Source organism: Pseudomonas sp. NFACC14 (assembly GCF_900106885.1).
GTDB classification, from domain to species: Bacteria; Pseudomonadota; Gammaproteobacteria; order Pseudomonadales; family Pseudomonadaceae; genus Aquipseudomonas; species Aquipseudomonas fluorescens_AA.
This window is the reverse complement of record NZ_FNOA01000039.1, coordinates 19,977-27,959: the sequence shown is the minus strand read 5'-3', so window position 1 is coordinate 27,959 and position 7,983 is coordinate 19,977. Positions and strand designations below refer to the sequence as shown.

At 61.8% G+C, this 7,983-nt stretch carries 8 protein-coding genes; 5 read left to right on the top strand and 3 right to left on the bottom strand.

The genetic code is table 11. The features are described from left to right. From BLU85_RS29570 to BLU85_RS29550, 5 genes are all read left to right on the top strand, one after another. Window positions 1-289: integrase core domain-containing protein (locus tag BLU85_RS29570; RefSeq protein ID WP_139212820.1), on the top strand; the 289-nt coding region annotated here is incomplete at its 5' end. Window positions 290-462: 173 nt separating this feature from the next. Then, window positions 463-774 (top strand): tetratricopeptide repeat protein, encoded by a 312-nt coding sequence (locus BLU85_RS29565; RefSeq protein WP_092205511.1) that lies wholly within the window; start codon window positions 463-465, stop codon window positions 772-774. A gap of 231 nt (window positions 775-1,005) precedes the next feature. Beyond that, complete coding sequence (locus tag BLU85_RS29560) at window positions 1,006-1,308, top strand: ArsR/SmtB family transcription factor (RefSeq protein WP_003177098.1); 303 nt, start codon at window positions 1,006-1,008, stop codon at window positions 1,306-1,308. Between the two features lie 63 nt (window positions 1,309-1,371). Further along, a complete protein-coding gene (locus BLU85_RS29555; RefSeq protein WP_092205510.1) occupies window positions 1,372-2,346 on the top strand; it encodes a zinc-dependent alcohol dehydrogenase family protein in 975 nt (324 codons plus the stop codon). Between the two features lie 31 nt (window positions 2,347-2,377). Then, complete coding sequence (locus BLU85_RS29550; RefSeq protein WP_092205509.1) at window positions 2,378-2,707, top strand: antibiotic biosynthesis monooxygenase family protein; 330 nt, start codon at window positions 2,378-2,380, stop codon at window positions 2,705-2,707. 60 nt (window positions 2,708-2,767) lie between these two features. Here BLU85_RS29550 and BLU85_RS29545 read toward each other — a convergent pair whose 3' ends face one another. The 3 genes from BLU85_RS29545 to BLU85_RS29535 are packed head-to-tail and all read right to left on the bottom strand — an operon-like array spanning window position 2,768 to window position 7,981. Then, a complete protein-coding gene (locus BLU85_RS29545) occupies window positions 2,768-5,722 on the bottom strand; it encodes a bpX6 domain-containing protein (RefSeq protein WP_092205508.1) in 2,955 nt (984 codons plus the stop codon). Further along, on the bottom strand, window positions 5,709-7,544 hold the full coding sequence (locus BLU85_RS29540; protein WP_092205507.1) for a hypothetical protein: 1,836 nt from the start codon (window positions 7,542-7,544) through the stop codon (window positions 5,709-5,711). Before BLU85_RS29540 ends, BLU85_RS29545 begins: the two co-directional genes overlap by 14 nt. After that, window positions 7,544-7,981 carry a bpX5 domain-containing protein gene (locus BLU85_RS29535; RefSeq protein WP_092205506.1) on the bottom strand — a complete coding sequence of 146 codons (438 nt, stop codon included), beginning with the start codon at window positions 7,979-7,981 and terminating at the stop codon, window positions 7,544-7,546. The genes BLU85_RS29540 and BLU85_RS29535 overlap by 1 nt, the downstream gene beginning before the upstream one ends. Window positions 7,982-7,983 lie beyond the last annotated feature (2 nt).

The window sequence follows — 7,983 nt, the reverse complement described above, 5'->3', positions numbered from 1 at the left end:
GTTTCATTCCGATCAAGGCTGCCAATACACCAGCCACAAATTCAGGAATGAAATGCGCAAGCATGGACTCCTGCAAAGCATGAGTCGCAAAGGTGAGTGCTGGGACAACGCCCCGATGGAGCGTTTCTTTGGAAGCCTGAAGTCAGAGTGGGTGCCAGAAGATGGCTACAGCTCGGAGCATGAAGCCCGCGTGGATGTGCAGCGTTATGTGATGCGTTACAACAACGTCAGACTCCATAGCTACAACGACTACCGGTCGCCGGTAGCTATGGAGAAACTGGCGGCGTGAAACCGTAACTGGTGTCCAAAATTAGTTGACCAGTTCAGCTCGCTCCCACAGAGGATCGCCATTGCTCACAAATGTCGTGAGCAACCCCAACCCCCTGGGGGAGCGAGCTTGCTCGCGATAGCTATCTAGCAGCCAACCGATCAACCCCTGACACAACAGATAAGGACGCCGCCATGCTCGAATCCCTGGAAAAAATGCTCGCCAAAGGCATGGATAACGCCCTGCTACGCTTCGGCCTGGGCAAAGGCTACCTGGACCTCGGTGAATTCCCCCGCGCCGCCGAACACTTCCAACGCTGCATCGAACTCGACCCCAAGTATTCAGCCGCCTGGAAACTCCTGGGCAAGGCCCACCAAGGCCAAGGCGACCTACCAGCCGCCCGCCAAGCCTGGGAACAAGGCCTCGAAGCCGCCCGCGCCCACGGCGACAAGCAGGCGGAGAAGGAAATGACGGTGTTCCTGAAGAAACTGGATCGCCATCCCTGAATCCACACAACACCGCTTTTCGTGGCGAGGGAGCTTGCTCCCGCTTGAGTGCGCAGCACTCACAAAAAAACCACGCTCCCCAAATACCAATCAACCAAGCAGCCCACACACACAACTCCTGTGGCGAGGGGATTCATCCCCGCCAGGCTGCGGAGCAGCCTCAAAACCCCTGCTCACGAGCTCTCCCAATTCACGTATTGACATATCGAAAAATCTCGATATCCTCGCCACATGGACCTACTCGAAATATTCAAAGCCCTCTCAAACCCGACACGTCTCCAAATCCTGAAAGGTTTGAAGGATCCGGCAAAGAACTTCCCCCCGCAGGATGAGGGTGACGTTCACACGGTCGGCGTTTGCGTCAGCAGTATCCAGGAAGGGATCGGCCTGTCGCAGTCGACGGTGTCCGGTTATCTGGCTACGTTGCAACGGGTGGGTCTGGTCGAAGTCAGGCGCATCGGCCAGTGGACCTATTACAAACGCAATGAAGCAACCATCAGTGCTCTCGCCGAGATCATTGGGAAAGACCTGTAGCTTTTTTTACCACAGAATATCGAGATATTCCGATATCCCTTTTTATCGATACGAGGATTTACTATGAAAGCGATGATGCTTAAATCATTCGGCGGTCCTGAATCGTTCGAACTCCGCGACGTGCCCAAGCCCGTGCCGCAAGCGGGGCAAGTCTTGGTCCGCATACACGCCACTTCCATCAACCCGCTGGATTACCAGGTTCGACGCGGCGACTATTCCGACCTGGTGCCACTGCCGGCCATCACCGGCCACGACGTCTCCGGCGTGGTCGAAGCCGTTGGGCCCGGGGTGACCTCCTTCGCGCCTGGAGACGAAGTCTGGTACACCCCGCAAATATTTGAAGGGGCAGGCAGCTACGCCGAGTACCACGTTGCGGCCGAGAGCATTGTCGGGAAGAAACCGCCCGAGCTGAGCCATCTTGAGGCCGCAAGCCTGACCCTGGTGGGCGGGACGGTGTGGGAAGCGCTGGTGGTGCGCTCGGCGCTCAGGGTCGGGGAGAGCATTCTTGTCCACGGCGGCGCTGGAGGCGTCGGCCATGTCGCGATCCAAGTGGCGAAAGCCATGGGCGCCCGGGTGTTCACCACCGTGCGCGAAACAAACGCTGCGTTTGCCCGCAACTTGGGTGCCGACGTGATCATCGACTACGAAAAAGAAGATTATGTCGACGCTGTCCTTCGGGAAACCGCGGGCCGCGGCGTGGATGTCGTATTCGACACCATCGGCGGCAACACACTGTCCCGCAGCCCCGACGTCCTCGCCCAACTGGGCCGCGTCGTCTCGATCGTGGACATCGCCCAGCCACAAAACCTCGTCCAGGCCTGGGGCAAGAACGCGAGCTATCACTTCGTGTTCACCCGACAAAACCGCGGCAAGCTCGATGAGCTGAGCGCATTGATAGCCCGCGGTCAGCTGCGCCCCCATGTCGGCGCCGTCTATTCGCTGGCCGACATTCCCCTGGCCCATGCCCGGTTGGAAAGCCCCAACAACGGTCTTCGAGGAAAAATCGCCATTGCCGTCGAACCGTCGCTCATTCCGTGAGTGCCGACTTCAACCCATTCAGAGGTGTGTCATGGTTTACGAAATCGCTGTGCTTCCTGTTCATAAAGAACGCATTGAAACGTTCCGACGCGCATTTGCCGAGGTCGCTCCATTGCTCACACGGGCCAAGGGTTACGGCGGCCACATGCTGGCGCAAGGGATCGAAACCCCTGAGCAGTTCAACCTGATCGTGCGATGGCAATCGCTGGAAGACCACTCTCCGGGCTTCGAGGCGAGTGAAGACCATCGGTTGTTCATGATGGGGTTGGAGGAATATTTCTCGGAGGAGCCGAAGGTTTACCATGTTGAGGGGGCGGCTTTTGAGACCAGCGCGAGCGCCACAAAAGCCTTGTGGCCTTAAAAAACAGCCCGTGGCGAGGGAGCTGCGAAGCACTCATAAAACCCCCACCCCGGCGGCGCTTCACTGCACCGACAGACTGCGCACCGCAGAGCGGGTTGTGTCGATATGCCACAGCCGGCCCTGATGGTCGAAAAGCACCCATTCATTGCCCACGCAACGCAGTTGCGCATGATGCAGTGGCCAGTGCAGGACGGCGCATAACCGGTCACTTTGGCGGTGGATAAAGTGCCAGCGTGCCTCATCGTCGCCAGTTGCGTAGCAGACGACCAGCCACTGCTCGAACGAGTAGACGTTCAACGGGTCGGTAAACTCTTGAGTCAGGCCAGGCAAGGGATAGCGCTTGCTCGTGCCGCCCTCGTACGCCCTCAGCATAGGATCACTGTCGGCTTCATGCTCGATCCAGAACTCAGTGATCCGGCCTGCCGCGTTATACACCTGCCAACTGTGCTCCTCACGCCTGGTGGGCATGGATTCGCGGCTGAGCAATCGGCGGTCGGGCAGGCGGTAATGCCAGAGCTGGAAGTCCTGCGGGGTGTCCAGCAATACGGATTCGTTGCGTTCGTCATCCCGAAGGAAGCCAACCCGCCCGGGTAGATCGCCGACGTGCCAGAGCGTTTCGAACCGGCGATCCACATCCACGACGCGCAATTGTGAGCCTCGGCCGACGGTCCAGGTCGTGCCGTCGAAATACTTGGCGAAGGCATCCAGCATCAGCACGCCCAGATCGGTGGCGCTCCGATTGACTAGATCCAGTTTGCAGATGCGCCAGACGTCGCCGCGACGCGCCAGCGCCAGCGCGACCTGGCGGCTGTGGCCCAGCACGATGCTCTGGGCGGGCACCGGAAAGTGGAAGGCCGTCTTGCCGCTCGCCTCGACCACCGATGCGCCAGCTTCGCCCAGTGCCAGGAGGTAGCGTCCGTCGGTCAAGGGCACGGCATCGCAGAGAGCCCGGTTGCCCCTTTCTGGGGCCGTGAACGACAAGGGGGTGCTTACCCGCTCAAGGCTCTGATTAAGAAGTTTGTTCTTGGGCAGGGCGCTGCCGGGCAGGTCCGCTTGTAGCAACTTGTCCTTGCTCATTTTTACCAGCGCTTGAAGCTGATTCTGGGTGAGATGAGCATGTGGCCCGGCCTGATCACAGATCATCGCCCGCACGGTCGCGGCAGCCAGCCAAGCCAGCGCGGGACTGTGGGCCTTGTGCGCCAGCAGCGCCTGGGCCAGTGCGGCGCGCTCCACGACCCGCTCGGGGTCGTTGCGCAGTTTTTCGACCCAGGTTTCGTATGTCGAGAGGGTGTCGGGAAGCAGGATAGCCCGTTTCACCAACGCGCCGATGGCCAGGCTTCCTCCTGCGGCTTCGGCGGCCAACAGCCATTGCGTGGCGCGTTCGTGCTCTGCCGGCAGACTCCAGATCACGTCCACTGCCTGCAACCACAATCCTTTTTCAGTCAGGGCCAGCGCCCATTCCAGGCGCAGGCGCGCGGCGGCTTCCGGCCATTTCTTTTCGAGCAGGATGACGGCATCTGCGAACGCGTTGTCGCGCCGCGCGACTTGCAGTGCTCGCTGCCAATCCCCTGCCAGGCACAGCAGACGCACAATGGTCGAGGTGGGCATGTCCCAGGCCAGCGCGAGATCAGCCGCCTGTTGATAGCGCTGGTGCTTTTCCAGATAGTCGAGCGCTTCCTGGCGTGCCCTCAATAGCTCGGCGAGGACAAACACGGCTTCCTCGATACGCCCCTCGCGATCCAGTCGCTCAAAGGACTGCCGGTAGACCTGCTTGAGGTGGGTTTCAAGGTCTGCCTCAAACAGCATGCTGGTGCGAGGCCCTGAATGCTGGGTGAGCGCCAGATCCTGGCGCCTGCTGGGTGTGCCGAAGGCTTGACCTGCATTGCCCTGGCCGCCGCCCAGCGGAATGGCGTGGCGCAGTGCTTCTTCCAGGTCGCCGTTTTCGAACATCTCCAGCATGCGTTGCATGTAAGCGGCCTGGCGCTTTCCGTAAAGCGCTGACAGGCGTGAATTCTGGGTCAGACGCGTCAGCCAGCGCCGCCATCTGGCCGGGCCACGTGGCTGGCCCGACGCCCGTGGCGGCACCGGCGGCTTTGATGGTCGGTCGGCATTGGCGGTCGTGGTAGAGGGCGCGTGGCTTGCTGCCGAATGGGTACCGTTGCGTCGCATCCAGGCACGCACCGCCATCAGTATCAAGGTGAAAAGTGCCGCGCCAATTACCGTCCAGATCAAGACGCTGCCTAGATCGAACGTGGACGGATCCACAGAGCGTGGCGGCTTGGCTGTCTCAGCAGCACGGGTAGCGGCTGGTAACTGCGGGCCGTAGAGGGAAAGCGTTTGGTAAAGGCCCATACCCACTGCCAATGCAATGAGACCGAGCAGGCCGTGTTGCAACGAGCCGGTACTCTGCGGATTGTTCGCAGGGCTGTGACGCGCCGTAGAGGCGCCAGGGGCGGTGGCCTGACGTTGGTGCTCCAGCAGGGCTCGCATCACCGCCTCTCGCTCGGGGCTGACCGGCGCAAGCGAATCACCCAGGATTTCCCGTATGTCGGTCTGTACCGCCAGTGGTTCGACTTGTGGTTCCGGTAATACGTCCTGGCAGTCGTAAGTGTCGAGCAAGGCGTACTGGCTGACGTCGATCCATTGAGCGGGGGCCAGCGCAGTTGCGTCGCGCAGGTGCAGGGCATTGACCTGCGTGCCGCGCACCAGCCAGACATCGGCTTGGGCCAGGCGCTGCATTTCCTCAGGACTCAGCCGTGCTGAGCAAAGCGTTCGGCCCTGGCGAATCAGTGGCCAGCCAGCGAGCCCTTCACACAGCATGGCGCCTGCCTTGGGAAGGCGCAGCAGGTCGCCGTCGGCAAAGCGATAGGCCCTGGCGTCGGTTTGCCAGTGGGTGAGTATCAGTCGCGCCCGTTCCTGCTCGCTGAAGCGCTCAACGGGGAACCACAGCGCCTCGATCGGTTGATAACCGCTCAGTGCCGGACGGCGAATAATGACCGAATCAGGTCCGGACATGAGGCGCGTCCTCCGACTGCGTTTGTGCCTGATTGCATATGACCTGCAACACCCTGCGCTCGTCCCGGACCGAATACACCACCAGTTCCCGAGCCTTGGTCAGGGCGGCGACCAGCCCGCTCATCGGGCAAAAGCTGATTCTGGCAATGGCCTCGCTGGTGGTGAACAGCACATGTTGCTCACCCCGGCAGTACAAGGCGACCGTCTGCTGGTTGGGGCCGAGCAGGACCATTGAAAGCACCTCGTCCTCCCCAATCAGCAAGCCCAGGCCTTTCCAGCCGGGGGCCAGATCTACCTGGCTGGTCTGAAGGTCCGGCGCCACCATTTGCCACTGTTGCTTCTCGTCGACCAGGCGCATCCACGCGCAACCGTGGAAGGCGCGTTCCCAGAGGGGGCTTGCCGGGAACAACACCTGATCGACGTCGACGTCCTTCGCCGTGCCGACCACATGGCCCGCGGATTGGCTGATCCAGGGATTGATCCGGTGGACGTACAATCGACCGGTATCGTGGCGCAGATAGGCCAGCATGTTGCGATCGACCTGCGCCATGCCCACCACCTGATCGGCCATCGAGTGGGTGATACCAGGTTGGTGCGGGGTGGGCAGCTTGCCGTTGTCGACCACCCAGAAGGCCAAATGACCTTTGTTGTCGAGCAGGAAAACCCGGCCGTAGGTGCCGTTGTGCAGCCACACCATGGGTAGCAGCGTGGCGGTGCCCACGGGCATCTGCAGTTGTTCACGCTCAGGCCGGGCGGCGGGCTTGAGGCCAGGCATGTTCCAAAAGACCAGTTGCTCGTCGAGGCTCAGGATCGCGCCGGGCATGCGGCCTGGAAACGTGATCGCCAGCGGTGTGCTGCGGTTGTTCCAGAGCGTCCGGCGAACATCGAGCGGTTTTTTCTGCCGGGGAGCCGGAAGCTTGATCACCACAAGCCCAGGCTCGTCGAGCAATTTCAGGGCGACATGGAAGCCGCTGGTGGCAATGATCGGAGCTAGCGTCAGCGCAACCCGTGGAATGGGGGTCTTGACCGCGGTGCGAGCCATCTGCCGCGCGATGTCGAACTCGCCCTTGATCAATTGCAAGGCAAGGCGCTCGTCGGGGTTGGGCAGGGCAACTTGTCGGGTACCCAAGTCTTGCAGCGCGAACATGAGGCTGCGGCCATCGAGGCTACGCTGTATCTGGACCCGATGAGTGCAGGAGCGGGCGTCGGTAGCGGGCAGTTGGTGGCCGACGACCCAGCGTTCGCCGCTGTCGTAATCCTGCTCCGACAGCCAGGCGCGCCAAGTCTGCCAGTGCTCATCATTGACGGTCTGATACGTGCGGGCGTCGAGCAGTTGCTTCAAATGCGCTGCGCCTTTGAACTCATGCAACTGCGGCGCGTTTTGCAGGATGCCCCAGCGCAGCTCGGCCCCGGCTTCGCTGGCACGGCGGGCGAGCAGGATCAGCAGCGCCAGATGCACCAGTCGCGGCACGCCCAGTTGCAGCGGGCCAGCGTCGAACAGCACAACGATCATGCGATTGGCCTGATGGGTGCGATATTGCGGCGCCAGGAACAGGTGTTCGCCAACTACCGCCCTGCGCAGAAACTCGTCGGGTAGCTCATCGGCCAGTAACCACTCGCTGGCGAGTAGTCGTTCATACGGGCCACGGCGTTGCAGGTCGCCAAGGCCGTCGGGTTCGGGCACGCCGCCGTGTTGCATACCGCGCAATGGGCCTAGCAACGGATTGAGGCGTGCGAACAGATCCGCCAGCAAGGGCAGCTGTTCGGGGGGAAACCATTGCAGCCAATCTCGCCAGGGTTGCAGGGATTGCGGTAATTGCATCAGCGACCTGCCCATCCATCCTGAATGCGTTGCAGATGCCGGGCCGTGACGGGCAGTGATCGGTCGAGCGGCACCACTGCCCTGGGGGCATGCCACAGCAGCAGCGGCGCACGCGCAAATCTGCCGAGCAGCGCTTGCCCCATCAGGTCGAGCGGTGCGTCGGGTTCCCAACTGGTGGGCAGCCACAGACCGGGTGCAGCGGGCTCGGTGCAGGCGTAATCGACACCCTCGACCCACGGCAGGTCATCGGCATTGCCCGTGACGATCAGCACGTCACGGTTGGCAGTGGCTTGCAGCTGCGCCGTCTGGTCTTCGGGCATGCGCAGCAGCCGTGCGTGCAGGCGCGCCGCCACTTCGCCCCAGGCCACGGCAGCCTGTGGTTGACCGGGCTCGCGGCGCACTTGCCAGTTCCAGTCGATGGCAGTGGCGGTGGCCATAG